Source organism: Desulfovibrio sp. SGI.133 (assembly GCF_050313955.1).
GTDB lineage: Bacteria > Desulfobacterota > Desulfovibrionia > Desulfovibrionales > Desulfovibrionaceae > Desulfovibrio.
Genome location: NZ_JBNPMK010000009.1, coordinates 51669 through 65533 on the forward strand (window position 1 = coordinate 51669; position 13865 = coordinate 65533).

12 protein-coding genes and 2 tRNA genes are annotated in these 13865 nt (G+C 62.1%); 3 read left to right on the top strand and 11 right to left on the bottom strand.

What is annotated here, in order from left to right:
* Window positions 1-53 precede the first annotated feature (53 nt).
* From bamA to lysS, 4 genes are read right to left on the bottom strand one after another with little or no spacing between them, the layout of a single operon-like run.
* Window positions 54-2822 (bottom strand): outer membrane protein assembly factor BamA, encoded by a 2769-nt coding sequence (gene bamA / locus ACQRBR_RS10645; protein ID WP_303878715.1) that lies wholly within the window; start codon window positions 2820-2822, stop codon window positions 54-56.
* Window positions 2803-3486 carry an ABC transporter ATP-binding protein gene (locus tag ACQRBR_RS10650; RefSeq protein WP_040369823.1) on the bottom strand — a complete coding sequence of 228 codons (684 nt, stop codon included), beginning with the start codon at window positions 3484-3486 and terminating at the stop codon, window positions 2803-2805. Before ACQRBR_RS10650 ends, bamA begins: the two co-directional genes overlap by 20 nt.
* A gap of 2 nt (window positions 3487-3488) precedes the next feature.
* A complete protein-coding gene (locus ACQRBR_RS10655) occupies window positions 3489-4715 on the bottom strand; it encodes a lipoprotein-releasing ABC transporter permease subunit (RefSeq protein WP_040369957.1) in 1227 nt (408 codons plus the stop codon).
* Between the two features lie 12 nt (window positions 4716-4727).
* The gene (lysS, locus tag ACQRBR_RS10660; protein WP_370684895.1) at window positions 4728-6239 is read right to left on the bottom strand and encodes a lysine--tRNA ligase; all 1512 of its coding nucleotides are present in this window, start codon (window positions 6237-6239) and stop codon (window positions 4728-4730) included.
* A gap of 293 nt (window positions 6240-6532) precedes the next feature.
* On the opposite strand from lysS, the gene ACQRBR_RS10665 reads away from it, so the two are divergent.
* From ACQRBR_RS10665 to ACQRBR_RS10675, 3 genes are all read left to right on the top strand, one after another.
* The gene (locus tag ACQRBR_RS10665) at window positions 6533-7096 is read left to right on the top strand and encodes a glycine cleavage system protein R (RefSeq protein WP_006008363.1); all 564 of its coding nucleotides are present in this window, start codon (window positions 6533-6535) and stop codon (window positions 7094-7096) included.
* Window positions 7097-7155: 59 nt separating this feature from the next.
* Entirely contained in the window at window positions 7156-8538 is a 1383-nt protein-coding gene (locus ACQRBR_RS10670) for a PFL family protein (RefSeq protein WP_006008366.1), read from the top strand.
* Between the two features lie 296 nt (window positions 8539-8834).
* Complete coding sequence (locus ACQRBR_RS10675; RefSeq protein ID WP_321030890.1) at window positions 8835-9533, top strand: DNA-3-methyladenine glycosylase 2 family protein; 699 nt, start codon at window positions 8835-8837, stop codon at window positions 9531-9533.
* 210 nt (window positions 9534-9743) lie between these two features.
* On the opposite strand, the gene ACQRBR_RS10680 is transcribed toward ACQRBR_RS10675, so the two are convergent.
* The 7 genes from ACQRBR_RS10680 to ACQRBR_RS10710 all read right to left on the bottom strand — a co-directional run bounded on the left by ACQRBR_RS10680 (window position 9744) and on the right by ACQRBR_RS10710 (window position 13864).
* The gene (locus tag ACQRBR_RS10680) at window positions 9744-10235 is read right to left on the bottom strand and encodes a GlcG/HbpS family heme-binding protein (protein ID WP_427812960.1); all 492 of its coding nucleotides are present in this window, start codon (window positions 10233-10235) and stop codon (window positions 9744-9746) included.
* A 213-nt stretch (window positions 10236-10448) separates the two neighbouring features.
* Window positions 10449-11228: a sulfite exporter TauE/SafE family protein gene (locus ACQRBR_RS10685; protein ID WP_427812961.1), complete on the bottom strand. Its 780-nt coding sequence runs from the start codon at window positions 11226-11228 to the stop codon at window positions 10449-10451.
* Window position 11229: 1 nt separating this feature from the next.
* Complete coding sequence (locus ACQRBR_RS10690; protein ID WP_006008375.1) at window positions 11230-11577, bottom strand: DMT family protein; 348 nt, start codon at window positions 11575-11577, stop codon at window positions 11230-11232.
* 61 nt (window positions 11578-11638) lie between these two features.
* Window positions 11639-11714 (bottom strand) — tRNA-Thr (locus ACQRBR_RS10695).
* 64 nt (window positions 11715-11778) lie between these two features.
* Window positions 11779-11854: transfer RNA gene (locus ACQRBR_RS10700), tRNA-Thr, on the bottom strand.
* Window positions 11855-12489: 635 nt separating this feature from the next.
* Window positions 12490-13038: a ribosome biogenesis factor YjgA gene (gene yjgA / locus ACQRBR_RS10705; protein WP_204673915.1), complete on the bottom strand. Its 549-nt coding sequence runs from the start codon at window positions 13036-13038 to the stop codon at window positions 12490-12492.
* 1 nt (window position 13039) lies between these two features.
* Window positions 13040-13864: a 4-hydroxybenzoate octaprenyltransferase gene (locus ACQRBR_RS10710; protein ID WP_427812978.1), complete on the bottom strand. Its 825-nt coding sequence runs from the start codon at window positions 13862-13864 to the stop codon at window positions 13040-13042.
* Window position 13865 lies beyond the last annotated feature (1 nt).

Here is a 13865-nt window from a genome sequence, read left to right on the forward strand (position 1 = left end):
AAAAAAAAGCTCCCCGAAGGGAGCTTTTTTGACGCGAAGGAGATCAGCCCGGCCTAGAAGAACTGGCCCATGCTGAATTCCAGACGGCCCTGCTCGCGCTCGCCGTCGTAGTCCTTGGACAGAGGATAGCCATAGGCCAGGCGCAGGTCGCCCATGGGCGAACGCCAGCGCAGTTCCAGACCGGCGGAATAGACAATCTTGTCGTTGAAGTCGTCGGCCATGGTCTTGTGGTCGATGTTGAAACCGGCATCGAAGAAGGGCACCAGGGCCAGGCCCATGTCCTTCTGGAAGGTCCAGATGTATTCCACGTTCAGCACGCCCATGCGGTCACCACCGATCTGGTCGCCGCCGTACTTCTCGTCGCGGGGCGAGAGGTCGGAGTAGGAGTAACCGCGCACGGTATCCATGCCGCCCAGCCAGAAACGCTCGAACACGGGCACGCGGCTGCTGGTGTTCTGGAACACCCCGCCTACGCGGGCGCGCAGGTGGAAGGTGTTTTCGGGATTGATGGACCAGAAGCCCTGCCAGTCGGCCACGGCCTTGATGAAGTTGTCGGTACCGCCCAGGCCGCCGCCGCCGTATTCGGCCCACAGACGGGCGATGGTGCCCTTGGTGGGACGGGCGCGGTCGTCGGTGGTATCGCGCAGGATGCGGGCGGAGATGGCGCTGGTCCAGTTGGTGCCCTTGTAGTCGGAGATGTAGGGCGAAGCATCGGCATCCACGTCATAGAGGTCGTAACGTTCCAGGCGGTAGCCGATACCCACGGAGGTGTATTCACCGATGGGGTAAGCAAAGCGGATGGTGTCGCCGATGGTTTCCTTGGTGAAGTCGTCCCAGTAGTCGTAGATGTAGTAGATGTCGTTGCCGAAGGACAGGTCGGTGTCGTAGACGCGCGGGTTGGTGAAGGAGAACACGCCCGACGTACGGCGCCAGGAGAAGAAGCCCTGCAGCTGCACCTGATAGCCGCGGCCGAAGAGGTTGCGCTCCATGATGGAGGCCGTCACACCCACGTCGTAATAGGTGGAGTAACCGATACCGCCCATAAGGGCACCGGTGTTGTCTTCCTTGACCTTGATCTTGAGGTCCACTTCGTCAGGACGATCGGTGGGGATCAGTTCGCTGTCGATGGCGGAGAAGTAGCGCAGACGGTTCAGGCGTTCGGCGGAACGGCGCATCTTTTCGCCTTCGTACTGGTCGCCGTCGCCCAGGCGCATCTCGCGCAGGATAACGTTGTCACGGGTCTTGGTGTTGCCGTCGACCATCAGACGACGGATGAAGACCTTTTCCTTCTTGTTGACCATGTAGCCCACGTCCACCATGGGCTCGTCGCCTTCCACCTTCATGACGCGGGTGTCCACCTCGGCAAAGGCGTAACCGCGGTCGGTGTAGAAGTTGGTCAGGCGCTTGCTGTCTTCCTGCATGACGGTGATGGAGAAGTAGTCGTTGTCCTTCTTCCATTCGTCCATCTCGACCACGTCCAGCATGGCCTGTTCTTCGTCGATGATGTCACCGCCGAACTTGATGTCGTGGATCTTGTAGCGGGGGCCTTCATGGACCTTGAAGGTCACATAGATGCCGTCTTCCTTGTACTGCACGTCGGGGGCGGCCACCTGGATGTCCACAAAGCCCTGGTTCAGACCGTAGGCGGCGATGGCGTTGGTGTCACGCTCCAGGTGCTCTTCTTTAAGCACGCCGGTGCCCGTGAACCAGGAGAAGATGTTGCGGGGCTTGAGGGCCAGGTACTTGTCCATGTCGCCCTTGTCCAGCTGCTCCAGGCCCTCGATCTTCACTTCCTTGATGTAGAGCTTGTTGCCTTCTTCCACCTGGATGACCAGCACGGCGCCGCGACCGCCGGAACGGTTGTCCAGACGGTAGCTGGAGCGGGCCAGGTAGTAGCCTTCCTTGCGGTAGAGTTCGTTGATCTTCTGCAGGTCGTCGGCGATGAGCTGTTCATTGAGCACGTTGCCGGACTTGGTGCCCATGGCGGCGATCACGTCCTCGGCATCGATCTCGTGGGAACCTTCCACGATGATGTTCTCGATGCGGGGCTTTTCCGCCACGGTGAAGACCAGCACGTTGCCTTCCATGTGGGCCTGGACGTCACTGAAGTAGCCCAGTTCCCAGATGCGCTTGACCTCTTCGTTGATGTCATTGGCAGAGGGGGTATCGCCCTTGCGGATGGAGAGGCGCATGAGGACCACTTCGGGGTCCATGACCTGCAGGCCGCGCACCTGCACGTCGGCCAGAGCACCCTTGGCGGTGCCCATGGGCACGAAGTCGGCGCGACCGATGGGATCGGTGGGTTCGGTGCGGGGAGCGCTGCTGGTCGCAGGGGCGGCGGCAGCGGCACCGGCCAGCATGCCGGAAGCCTGGCCGGCCATGGCGGCGGCGCATTCATTGAGGCTCAGCAGGGAGGGGCGGTCGAAGTTGGCAGGCTTGGCCTGGCCTTCGTTCACCGGCACCAGCAGGGACTGCAGGGCAAAGCCTTCGCCGTTCTGCTTGAAGCTGCCGAACAGCACCAGGTCGGCGCCCGCTTTTTTGCCCAGCTCGCGGGCAGCGGCCATGTCGATGCTGCCGCCGCGGGAGGACAGCAGGCTGCGGGCCTTGTCCATGGGGATGACGGACAGACCGCGCTGCTGCATCTCCGTACCGATGATCTGCGGCACGTCCCGGGCCGCATTGGGCATCTCAGGGCCGGCAGTGACCTGGAAGGGCAATACCAGCACCGTGTTTCCCGCAGCCTGCAGCGGGGCGGCTCCCCACAGGCAGGCCAGCAGGGCGAAACAGAACAGGCCCAGCCAATTACGCAAATGTTTTTTCATACAGAGTCCCCGCTCTCAGTTCCAGACTACGATTCATGGTAGCGGCCAGCTCGCGGTTGTGGGTGACAATCACGAGGGTCATGCCCAGTTCGCGGTTCAGTTCGCGCATCAGGGTACTGACCTGCTCACCAGTATTTTCGTCAAGGTTGCCCGTGGGTTCGTCAGCCAGCAGTACCCGCGGGCGCAGCAAAACGGCACGAGCAATGGCTACCCGCTGCCGCTCCCCGCCGGACAGGGTAGAGACCTTGCTCTCCACACGATGAGCAAGACCCACGCGCTCCAGCATGGTACGGGCATCGGGCAGCACATCGGCACGACAGGCACCGCCTATCAGGGCCGGCATGGCCACGTTTTCCAGGGCCGAGAATTCCGGCAGGAGATGATGGAACTGAAACACGAAGCCCAGCGTCCTGTTGCGGAAGCGGGCCTTTTCATCAGGCTTCATCTCGGACATGTCCCGGCCGTCAAAAAAGATTTTTCCACTGCTTGGAGTATCAAGAGCCCCCATAAGATGCAAGAGGGTACTCTTGCCGGAGCCGGAGGTCCCCACGATGGCCAGCGACTCCCCTTCTTCCACGGAAAGGTTGATATCCTTGAAGATCTCCAGGTTCTCCGGGCCGGAGAACCGCTTGCCCACATGTTCGAATTTGTAGAGCTCGGCCATGATCACTCGTAGCGCAGGGCTTCCGCGGGCTCAAGGCGTGCGGCCTGCCGCGCCGGGTACAGGGTTGCCAGAAAACAGAGCAGCATGGCGCTGGCCCCGATGATGAGCACGTCCTGCCAGGTGATGATGATGGGCAGGTGATCCAGGGTGTAGACGTTCTCGGGCAGCTTGATGAAGCGGTAACGCTTCAGCGCCCAGCCCAGGCTCAGGCCCATGCCGTAACCCAGCAGGGTGCCCACGAAGCCGATGATGGTGCCCTGGAGCATGAAGATGCGGCGGATCATGGAACGGGTGGCGCCCATGGACATGAGGATGGCGATGTCGCGGGTCTTCTCCATGACCAGCATGACCAGGGAGGTCACGATGGAGAAGGAACCGATGAGCACCACCATGGTCAGCAGGATGAACATGCCGATCTTTTCCAGCTTGAGGGCCGCGAAAAGGTTGGCGTTCATCTCCATCCAGTGGCGCACATAGAAGGGGGAACCCAGGGTGTCCTGCACGCTCTGGGCGATGGCGTCGGCCTTGTAGACGTCGTCCACCATGATCTCGATGCCGGTGAGGAAGCCGTCGGGCAGACCGAGGATGTCGCGCGCGGCCTTGAGGTCCACGAAGGCCAGGGTGGCGTCGTATTCGAACATGCCTGTCTTGAAGATGCCCACCACCTCGAAGGGGCGGATGCGCGGCGAATAGCCGGTGGCGCCCTTTTCCCCGGAGGGGGAGAGCAGGTTGACGCGGCTGCCCAGGCCGATGCCCAGACGTTTGGCCAGCTCCTCGCCGATGACGATGCCCGGCGTGCCCTCGCGCTTCAGATCGGCCACGGAGCCGCGACGGATTTCGCGCAGCATGCTCAGGACCTTGGGCGCGCTTTCGGGATCGATGCCGCGCAGCACCAGGCCTTTGACGCCGCCGGCGGCGGAGAGCATGACTTCCGTATAGATGAAGGGCGTGGCGCCGCGCACATGTTCCACGGCCTCCACGCGCTGCACCAGGTCGGGGTGCTGCTGGAAGGCCGCGGGCACGTAAGACATGACGATGCCGTGGGCATTGGCGCCGATGATCTTGTCACGCATGTCGGTGGTCAGGCCGTTGTAGACGCCCAGGACCACCACCAGGGCGCCGACGCCGAGGGCGACGCCCAGGATGGACATGATGGAGATGATGTAGATGAAGGTCTGTTTGCGGCGCGAGAACAGATATCTCAGCGCCACAAACAGCTCAAAGGGCATGCGCATGCTTGTTTAGAACTCCGGACGCAGCAGCGGGAAGAGGATGACTTCGCGGATGGAGGCGGAGTCCGTCAGCAGCATGACGAGGCGGTCGATGCCGATGCCTTCGCCGGCCGCCGGGGGCATGCCGTATTCCAGGGCGCGCAGGAAGTCCTCGTCCATGGCGTGGGCTTCGTCGTCACCGGCCTCCTTCTCGCGCACCTGCTCTTCGAAGCGCAGACGCTGGTCCACGGGGTCGTTGAGCTCGGAGAAGGCGTTGGCCAGTTCACGACCGGTGATGAACAGTTCAAAACGGTCCGTCAGGTCGGGGTGCTCGTTGTTGCGGCGCGACAGGGGCGAGATCTCGGTGGGGTAGTGGTAGATGAAGTGGGGCTGGATCAGCTTCTCTTCCACATCCAGATCGAAGAGCTTGGCGTGCAGCTTGGGCAGGCTCTCGCTGTCGGTGGCCTTTTCGCCGCGGCTGCGGATGTAGTCACGCACCTTGTTGTAGTCGTTGTAGAATTCGGGGCTGTGGCCGCCGATCTTGGTCAGCGATTCGTAGAAGGACATGCGGGTCCACTTGCCGGGGGTGAGGTCGATCTCCTGGCCCTGGTAGGTGATGACCGTGCCGCCGCAGACCTTGTTGGCCAGACGGGCGAAGAGCTCTTCGGTCAGGTCCATGAGGTCGTGGAAGTTGGCGTAGGCCCAGTAGAATTCACAGGAAGTGAATTCCGGGTTGTGGCGGGTGTCGATGCCTTCGTTACGGAAGTTGCGGTTGAGCTCGAAGACCTTTTCGAAACCGCCCACCAGCAGACGCTTGAGGTACAGCTCGGGCGCGATGCGCATGTAGAGCTTGAGATCCAGGGCGTTGTGGTAGGTCTCGAAGGGGCGGGCGGCGGCGCCACCGGCCACGGCCTGCATCATGGGAGTTTCCACTTCCATAAAGCCGCGCTCTTCGAGGAAGCGGCGGAACTCGCTCACGATCATGCTGCGCTTGCGGAAGATCTCGCGGGCGCGCTCGGTGACGATAAGGTCCACATAGCGCTGGCGGTAGCGGGTCTCCATGTCCTTGAGGCCGTGATACTTTTCCGGCAGGGGACGCATGGAGCGCGTGATGAGCTTGAGGTTGCGACAGGAGATGGTCAGTTCGCCCGTCTTGGTATGGAAAAGATGGCCGGACACGCCGACGATGTCGCCCACGTCCAGCTTCTTCACTACATTATAAACCTCTTCGGGCAGCTCCTCGCGGCTGGCGTAGCACTGGATGCGGCCGCTCTCGTCCATGATGTGGAAGAAGGCCACCTTGCCGAAGGAACGCAGCGAGACGATGCGGCCGGCGATGGCGAACACGTCCCCCTTGGCTTCCAGCTCTTCGGCGCTCAGGCTGCCGAAATTGTCCAGCACCCAGCTGACGGCATGTTCCTTGCGGAAATCATTGGGGAACAGCGGCACACCGGCGTCCAGCAGGTCACAGGCTTTGACGACGCGGTTTTTGATGACTTCGTTGAGCATGTCGCGCTCGGCAAAGCCCTCAAGCATGGGCATGAAATAGGCGGCGTGCTGCGACTTGGTATTCAGCTTGATCTTTTGCTTCTTAGGACTCTTTTCCCGGTTTTCCACTGCAAACTCCTGCTTCGGGCATGGCCCGGCCCTCTTTCGGGCTCAACGGTTGAATGGCTAGAGGTATGCCATTCAGGGCCCGTCGTCAAGGTTCAGGGCCGGGGGACCTCTGCGGCCCAAGGGTGCCTTTCGGCCGGGAAAATGATAAAGTAGTCATACTTGAATTTCATTGAAGCATAGTTTACCGTTTTCAAAACGTAACCCCGCAAGGACCAAACATGAAAAAATTGACCATCTCCTTTCTCGGCCGGGACTGTCCCGGCATCGTTTCCGCGGTAAGCCAGATCCTCGGGCAGACCGGCTGCAATATTATCGAGGTCACCCAGACCATCCTTTGCGGTGAGTTCGCGGCCATATTTATTGTCCAGGCCCCTGAAAACGTGACGGAAGAATCCCTGCACACCCAGCTGGCCCTGGGCCTGGTGGATGCCAAGCTCGACCTTTCCGTGCTGGTGCGCCCGGCCGTGGAAGGCCGCTGGGAAGATTCCGTGGTCAGCCAGCCCTTCGTGGTCACGGTGGACGGCCCCGACCGCCCCGGCCTCATCGCTGCCATGAGCCGCGTCTTTGCCCGTCACGGCGTCAATATCGACAGCCTCAAGGCCGTTCTGGGCCAGGATCACAGCAATCACGCCCTGTTCGTGTTCGAGGTCAAGGTCCCCGAAAATGCGGACCTCGGCCGCCTGCGCCGTGAGCTGGCCAGCGAAGGCCAGGCCCAGGGCCTGCGCGTCAGTGTGCAGCACCGCGACATCTTCGAAGCCGTCCATCGTATCGGCTCCTTCTAGGATCCCGTCCGTCCCGGAGCACGGCAGGACCGTCTCCGCAAGTATCATAAGGAATATCCATGCTTTCTGAACGCGAAGTTATCAATACGCTCAACATGCTCCGCAACGAGCATCTGGACGTGCGCACCGTGACCCTGGGCGTGAGCCTGTTCGACTGTGTCAGCCACGACATCGATCTCTTCACCGGCAACGTCAAAGCCAAGCTGCACCGCTATGCCTCCCAGCTGGTCAACGTCTGCAACGAAGTGGGCGACAAGTACGGCATCCCGGTGGTCAACAAACGTATCAGCGTCAGCCCCATCGCCGTGGTAGGGGCCCCCTTCGGCCCCGACGGCATGGTGCGTGTCTGTCAGGCCCTGGACGAAGCGGCCAAGGAAGCCGGCGTCGACTTCCTGGGCGGTTTCTCCGCCCTGGTGGAAAAAGGTTTCGCCAACGGTGACCGCGCCCTCATCGAGGCCCTGCCCGAAGCCCTGGCCACCACGGACCGCATCTGCTCCTCCATCAACGTGGCCTCTTCCCGCTCCGGCATCAATATGGATGCCGTGGCCCTGATGGGCGAACAGATCCTCAAGGTGGCCCAGGCCACGGCCGACCGCGGCGGCCTTGGCTGCGCCAAGCTGGTGGTCTTCGCCAACATCCCGCAGGACGTGCCCTTCATGGCCGGTGCCTACCTGGGCGTGGGCGAGCCCGACGTGGTCATCAACGTGGGCGTCTCCGGCCCCGGCGTGGTCAAGAAGGCCATCGACCGCGCCCTGGAGCACAGCCGCAACGGCGGCAAGCCCATGACCCTGCTGGACGTGGCCGAAGTCATCAAGCGCACGGCCTACAAGGTGACCCGTGTGGGCGAGATGATCGGTAACGAAGTGGCCCAGCGTCTGGGCCTGCCCTTCGGCGTGGCCGACCTTTCCCTGGCCCCCACCCCGGCCGTGGGCGACAGCGTGGGCGAGATCTTCCAGAGCGTGGGCCTGTCCAGCATCGGTGCGCCCGGCACCACGGCCGTGCTGGCCATGCTCAACGATGCCGTGAAAAAGGGCGGCGCCTTCGCCTCCTCTTCCGTGGGCGGCCTGTCCGGCGCCTTCATCCCTGTTTCTGAAGACTCCAGCATCGAGGCGGCCGCCACCTCCGGCCTGCTGAGCCTGGAAAAGCTGGAAGCCATGACCAGCGTCTGCTCCGTGGGCCTGGACATGATCGCCATTCCCGGCGATACCCCGGCCAGCACCATTTCCGGCCTCATCGCCGACGAAATGGCCATCGGCATGATCAACCACAAGACCACGGCCGTGCGCGTCATCCCCGTGCCCGGCAAGGGCGTGGGCGAGGAAGTGAGCTTCGGCGGTCTGTTGGGCAAGGCGGCCATCATCCCCGTGCCCAAGGGCGACGCCAGTGCCTTTATCGGTCTGGGCGGCCGCATCCCGGCTCCCATCCACAGCCTGAAGAACTAGCCGGCAACTAACGACACTAAGAAAAGGACGGGATTTTTCCCGTCCTTTTTGTTTTGGGGAAGAAAGTGTCCGCCTTTCCCCAACGTTCGAGCCATCGGCACGGACAGATGGGGGCGAGTAGGCAAAGCGTCCGGGGGCCTCTCCTTTTTTATGGGGGCGGCACCTGGATGCCTGAAGACGTACAAGATGATAGCCGCCTGTTCGCATGCAGGTGGTTTTGCTTTTTGTTGAGCTGTGGCATCAGAAGAGCAGAGATGATGGCCGGAAGCGGCCGGACAGACAGGAGAGGCGCATCAATGCCGGAAGGAAATTTTTTCCACTACGATCAGGCGGCTGTGGATCATCTGGCCCGCAAGGACAAAAAACTGGCAGCGGCCATGCTGGCCATCGGCCCCATACGGCGGGAGGTTATGCCGGATCTTTTCCAGGCCCTGATGCATGCCATCACGGGCCAGCAGATCAGCATGGCGGCCCAGCGCACGGTCTGGGGACGCTTGTGCGGCCTGCTGGGCGAGGTCACGCCGCAAGCCCTGCTGGCCCAGCCGCAGACGGCCTTGCAAGCGCTGGGGCTTTCCGCGCGCAAGGTTGACTACATGCGCGGCATCGCCCGGCAGGTGGTGGAGGGGGAACTGGATCTGCCGGGCATGGCCGCTCTGGAAGACGCCGAAGTCTGCCGCCGTCTTGCCGCCCTGCGCGGCATCGGCGTCTGGACGGCCGAGATGCTGCTGCTTTTTTCCCTGCAGCGGCCCGACATCCTGAGCTATGACGATCTGGCCATCCGTCGCGGCCTGCGCATGCTCTACCGGCACAAAGAGATGCCGCGAGAGCGCTTCGAGCGATATCGTCGACGCTTCTCGCCCTATGGCTCAGTTGCTTCGCTCTATCTGTGGGCCATCGCCGGTGGGGCATTGCCGGGGCTGGACGATCCGGCGGAATGTAAAAAGGGGAGGAGTCGCCCTGCCGTGTGCCTCAAAAGAACGGTGACGAAAGACTGAGTTGTTCCTTTCCATGACAAGCCCCCGCCTACATCGCTTCTTTCCCACGATGCGCGACCGGCCTGCTCCTGCCGGTCCATGAAGATAGGTGCCATGAAGAGCGCCGTATGGTGGGGCGCATCCTGCCATGCCTGCCGGTTCTCCGGAATTTTGGACAAAAAAAGGCCCTGCGGTGTGTGTTCCGCAGGGCCTTTGCCGTACGAAAAAAGCCTACTTGAGGGCAGCGGCACCGGCCTTGGCCACGTTGGTGTCTTCGGCCACCGTACCACCGCTGACGCCGATGGCGCCCACGATGACGTTGTCGCGGATCAGCAGCTCACCGCCGCCAAAGATCACCAGACCGCCGTTGGTGGCTTCGATGCCGAACAGTTCCTGACCGGGCTGGGAAGCGGCGCCCAGCGTGGAGGTGGGCATGTTGAAGTAGCGGGCCGTGACGGCCTTCTTGGTGGAAACGTCGATGCTGCCGATGAAGGCGCCGTCCTGACGCACGAAGGCCTTCAGGTTGCCGCCCGCATCCACGATGGCGATATTCATGGGCACGCCCTGGGCTTTGGCCTTGACCAGAGCCGCATCGAGCACCTTCTGGGCTTCGCCCAGGGTCAGGTCGCCGGGGAGCTGGGTCGCGGGGGCCTTGGTCTTGGCCTGGGCCAGACCGGCGCAGAGAACGAGAGCCAGAACAAGAGGAACGATACGCTTCAGCATACAGGACTCCTTTTGCCCGCAAGGGCTGTTTTCTCCTGCTCTAGCACTCCGTCGGGGCATGGGCAAGCAGTAAATATTTTTTTCACATGATGGTTGGGCAACCAATCATCGCCGTGCCGCAGCGCGCGTCCGATCTCTGTCCGCATCAGGGCCAAAATAAAAAAAGCCGGCAGTGCATGGCTGCCGGCCTGGTATCGAAACGGAACGGGAGGATCAGGCCCCAGGCAGATAGGGAGAGATAAAAAAGCGCCAGATCAGGGTAGCCAGCAGCAGGGAGAGCGAGACCCAGAGGAAGCGACGCACGGCTTCGGTACCGACCTTGATGGCCAGACGGCTGCCAAGCCAGTTGCCCGCGATGTTGGCGGCCATCATGGGCAGACCGACGCTCCAGATGACGGCGCCGTTCCAGATGAAAAGGATCATGGCGCCAAGGTTGGAGGCAAAATTCATGACCTTGGACGTGGCCGAGGCTTCGAGGAGGCTGATGCGCAGGACCCAGTGCAGGGCCAGGATCAGGAAGCTGCCGGTGCCGGGGCCGAAAAAGCCGTCATAGATGCCCACGATGAGGAAACAGAGCGGCGCCAGGATCCAGTAACGGCGACCGGAGGTGAGCGGCGGTTTTTTCTGCTCCTTCTTGGGCATGAGGGTGGCCAGCATGGCGAAGGGCAACAGAAGCACCAGCACCTTGCCCAGCAGGTCGGGCGAGATGTAGAGGGCCAGCTCGGTGCCGATACCTGCCCCTACCAGCGAAAAGCCCACGCCCAGCAGGGCCAGCCGCCAGAGGATGAGGTTGCTGCGGGCGAAGTTGAGCATGGCCACACCGGTGCCCAGGCAGCAGCCCACCTTGTTGGTGCCCAGGGCCAGCTGGGGCGGCAGGCCGGAAAGCAGCAGGGCGGGAATGGTGATGAGGCCGCCGCCGCCCGCGATGGAATCGATGAAGCCCGCTACGAAGGCGGCGCAGGTACAGAAAAGGATGATAGCCGTGCTGACCATGCTACCATTCCTTGAAGATGACGTAGGCGGCCAGCACGATGAGGGCGAAACCCAGGATATGGTTCCAGCGCAGGGTCTCGTGCAGATAGAAGACGGAGAAGAGCGAGAAGACCGTCAGGGAGATGACCTCCTGGATGGTCTTCAGCTCCGCCGCGTTGAAGTAGCCGTAACCGATGCGGTTGGCCGGGACCTGCAGCACGTACTCGAAAAAGGCGATGCACCAGCTGATGAAGATGACCATGGGCAGGGCCATGCTCTTGTGCTTCAGGTGACCGTACCAGGCAAAGGTCATGAAGACATTGGAGAGCACCAGCAGGCCGACTGTGGCGACCGGGACGGGGATCTGCATGACAGGCTCCTTGGAGCAGATAAAGAAAAAACGCCTATGTTTCCACAGGCGTTGAAATTTCTGGAGCCCTTGACCAGGATTGAACTGGTGACCTCATCCTTACCAAGGATGCACTCTACCGACTGAGCTACAAGGGCGGTCCTATATGTCCGGGTTTCCCCAAAAAAACGCCCATGTTTCCACAGGCGTTGTGTTGTCTGCTGGAGCCCTTGACCAGGATTGAACTGGTGACCTCATCCTTACCAAGGATGCACTCTACCGACTGAGCTACAAGGGCGTGCTCAACGAAGAAGACTTCTACGGAAAAACTCCCTCGGGGTCAAGCGATTTTTTCATTTTTTGCCGAGAAAATATTTTCAAGCCAATAACATGTTGGAATATAATGATTAAATTATCGAATTTTGAGCGGGTAAGCCGGGCATAGGGGCTTGCAACGTCCGGCCAGCAGCGCGGGCGGCAGCGTGGGGAGAAAATCTCGGCGCCTGCATGACAAGCGATGGCGGCAGAGGTGCACGGACGTGGCCTCTGGTGGCCGCGCCATCTGCCGCAGGCGGCCGGGCGGCATCGGCACCGGCGCAGGCGGACACACGGGAGCCATACAGGGAAAGGAGCATGAGATCCCCTGACCACTCATGGCAAGAGGGCTTTTACGCAGGATGAGGGGAGGCAGACAGCCTTTGCGTGAACGGCCTTTTAAGGACTGTCAGCGCACTGCCCGTGGCGGGGCAAAGCGAAGGGCCGGGGAAGAAGGAGGGGAGACGCCCACAAAAGAGCGAATCAAGACTGGGGCCCGCAGGTCGCATCTTTCGGGCAGACCACGGACCCGGATAAAAGTTTTAGGGGGGATGGGGGGGCAGGGGGAAGGGAGCCCCTTTTTCAAATGGGGCCCCTTCCCCCTGCCAAAAGAACTCCCTAACGCTGTTCCAGCAGACGCATGATGCCCCGGAAGAGGGCGCGACGGGCGTGGGGCGGACGCCGGTCATCTTCCTTGCGGGCTTCGGCCAGCAGTTTTTCCAGCTCCGGGCGTCCTGCGGCTTCGGCATCGGGCCAGGGGAAGGCGGCCAGAAGATCCTCCACGTCCGCCTCGGCGGCGGAGAGGAGCTTTTCCCGCCACTGTTCGGCCAGATGCAGACGGGCGGCGTCGGCCTGCTGCCCGTTCTTGCGGGCCTCGATGGCTTCGGCCAGCGGCCCGGCGTCCACCTCGCGCATGAGGCGGCCTATGAACTGCAGCTGGCGGCGCTTGCCTTCACGGTTGCTGATGCGGGCATACAGACGCAGGGCCTCCAGCAGATCGGGCGTCAGGGGCAGCCTGTCCAGTTCGTTGACGGGCAGCTTGGTCAGCTCGGCGCCCAGATCCTGCAAGGCCGAGCTCTGGCGTTTCTTGGCCGAGCGGCTGAGCTGTTCGGGGGCTTCCTGCCCGTTGGTCTCCACATCCCATTGATACTGTTTCTTGCGCGGCATCTTAGAGCACCACTCCCAGGATGACGCCCACCAGCACCAGCGGCGAGATGATGCCGTTGAGGGTGAAGAAGACCATGTTCACGCGGCTGAGGTCCTGCGGACGCATCAGATGATGTTCCCAGAACAGGATGGCGGACACACCGGCCCAGAGCACATACCAGGGCCAGGCCAGTCCGGCGGCGATACCGGTCAGGAACAGGAAGATGGACGTGACGGCATGGGAGAAACCGGCGATGGCCAGCGCGGTGTCCGGGCCGTAGACCGAGGGCACGGAGCAGAGACGGAAGGCCACATCGAAATCATAGTCCTGGAAGGAATAGTAGATGTCGAAGGCGCCCACCCAGAAGGTCACGGCAAAGAAGAGCATGATGGGGCCCATGGCCAGGCCCTCGGGATTCACGGCCAGGGCACCGGCCAGCGGCGCCAGGCCGAGGGTGGCCCCCAGCCAGAAGTGGCAGACGGCCGAGAAACGCTTGGTCAGGCTGTAGACGGCGGCAAAGAGCAGGGCAGGTACCGAGAGGATGAGGCAGATCGTGTTGATGGCCGCACAGGCCAGCACGAAGATGGCCGCCATGACCAGGGAGAATATCCAGGCCTGGCGCACGCTGATCTCGCCGGTGACCAGATGGCGGTTGGCGGTGCGGGGGTTCTCGCGGTCAAAGGGCAGGTCGAAGATACGGTTGATGCCCATGGCGAAGGAGCGCACGCCCACCATGGCGATGGTCAGCAGGACGATCTTGTCCCACGGCGGCATGCCGCCCGCAGCCATGACCGAGCCCGCCCAGGCATAGGGCAGGGCGAAGATGGAGTGCTCGATGCGGATCATG